At 67.6% G+C, this 1648-nt stretch carries 3 protein-coding genes; all 3 read left to right on the top strand.

Annotated elements, in window-relative coordinates; translation table 11 throughout:
* A partial coding sequence (locus WBA11_RS14950) for an AAA family ATPase (protein ID WP_424521461.1) occupies positions 1–1218 on the top strand: 1218 nt, incomplete at its 5' end.
* A gap of 2 nt (positions 1219–1220) precedes the next feature.
* A complete protein-coding gene (locus WBA11_RS14945) occupies positions 1221–1442 on the top strand; it encodes a hypothetical protein (protein WP_424521460.1) in 222 nt (73 codons plus the stop codon).
* Positions 1435–1635 carry a hypothetical protein gene (locus WBA11_RS14940; protein WP_424521459.1) on the top strand — a complete coding sequence of 67 codons (201 nt, stop codon included), beginning with the start codon at positions 1435–1437 and terminating at the stop codon, positions 1633–1635. The genes WBA11_RS14945 and WBA11_RS14940 overlap by 8 nt, the downstream gene beginning before the upstream one ends.
* Positions 1636–1648 lie beyond the last annotated feature (13 nt).

Below are 1648 nucleotides of genomic sequence, written 5' to 3'. Positions count from 1 at the left end.
CTCCGAGACCGCTCTGAGGGATCGACCACTGACCCCGAGGCCCAGGACGCCCCCCCGAAGGCGCAAGCGGGCAGCGCGGGCTCGTCCGTCTTGGACATCCGCACGGGCACCGCGTGGCTGGAGACGGCCTCTCGGCTTGCCACGCCGCGCCAGTTGTGCGGCACCAACTGGTTCGAAGGCGAGACCACCATCCTCTTTGCCGAGAGCAACGCCGGCAAGTCGGTAAAGGCGGTGCAGATCGCTCAGGCCGTCGCTTCTGGGCAGTCCATCCCCGGCTTCCCCATGGAGGCCGAGCCTCAGCCGGTGCTCTACCTCGACTTCGAGCTCTCGGCCAAGCAGTTTGAGCGCCGGTACTCCAGGGACTTCACCGACCACTACCGCTTCAGCCCCAACTTCCACCGCGCCGAGATCGACCCCGATGTGCTAGCGGACGAAGACGCCTTCGACGTCGCCGTCCGAGAGGCCATCGAGGACGCCGTCGTGGAGCACGGGTACCGCGTCGTCGTGGTGGACAACCTCACGTTCCTCTCTCGGCAGTCCCAGGAGGCCAAGGACGCGCTGCCCCTTATGCGAGCGCTCCACCGGCTCAAACTCCAGCACGGGCTGTCCATGCTCGTCTTGGGCCACACGCCCAAGCGCGACGGCTCCCGCCCCCTGACGCTGAACGATCTCGGCGGGAGCCGGCACCTCGCCAACTTCGCCGACGCCGTCGTCGGGCTCGGCCGGAGTGCACGCGAGCCCGACGTCCGGTACCTCAAGCAACTCAAGGTCCGGTCCGCCGAGATCGAGTACCACGCCGACAACGTCGCCACGCTCCAGCTGGAGAAGCCCGACAACTTCTTGGGGTTCACGTTCTTGGACTTTGGCCCGGAGTCGGCGCACCTCAAAGAGAGGACGGACGACGAGCGTGCCCAGCGCGACGCCGCGATCGTCGACCTCCACAGGGCGGGGAAGTCCTACCGAGATATCGCGGCCCAACTGGGGATCTCGAAGACCACCGTGCAGAAGGTGGTCCGCGCCTCGGAGACCGTGCCACCTGTACCAGACCGTCCACCACCTCGGGAACCTGGTACAGGTACAGGCTGCGAAACACAGGACTTAGGTGTACCAGCGTATCAGAGGGGTACTGAAGCTGGTACAGCTGGTACAGCTGGGGACGGCCTCGCATCCGAGCCACCCGGCCTGGCAATTCCGTGGGCCAACGAGCCGCGCTTCTAGCCATGGTGACCGCCCCCACACCACGCGAGACCCGCTTCCGTCTAAACCAGATGGAGCGGTACGTCCGCCGCCATGCCGACGACTTCGGCCCGCGCATCGTCTACATCGATTCGCTCCTCGAGGTCGCTTACAAGTCCGACCACGCCGACTTCATCGCGGCCGAGATCCGGGAAGCCCTCGCCACGAACGCCGCCCCGCCTCAACCCTCTCCCGCCCATGCCTGACGTGCTCCCAGACCGCTCCAGCGCCCCGCGTGTCGTCGTCGGGATCGACCCCGGCTCAGAGACCGGCCTCGCCACCGTCGACGCGCAGAGCGGCGCCGTCCTCGAGGTCGCGGAGGGTTCCTCCGAGGACTTCCACGGCGCCCCGACCGAACTCAGAGAGGGGGGGGCACCCCTCGACCGACCGACCCCGTAGCGATGGCCGCCCC

Origin of the sequence: Rubrivirga sp., from assembly GCF_049648075.1 — a bacterium.
In the GTDB taxonomy this organism is placed as follows: Bacteria; Bacteroidota; Rhodothermia; order Rhodothermales; family Rubricoccaceae; genus Rubrivirga.
This window is presented reverse-complemented; position numbering and strand designations above follow the sequence as displayed.

What these genes read in the sequence shown, in the direction of transcription:
- WBA11_RS14940 (WP_424521459.1), top strand. Translation starts at nt 1,435, where the DNA reads ATGCCTGACGTGCTCCCAGACCGCTCCAGCGCCCCGCGTGTCGTCGTC.
- WBA11_RS14945 (WP_424521460.1), top strand. Translation starts at nt 1,221, where the DNA reads ATGGTGACCGCCCCCACACCACGCGAGACCCGCTTCCGTCTAAACCAG.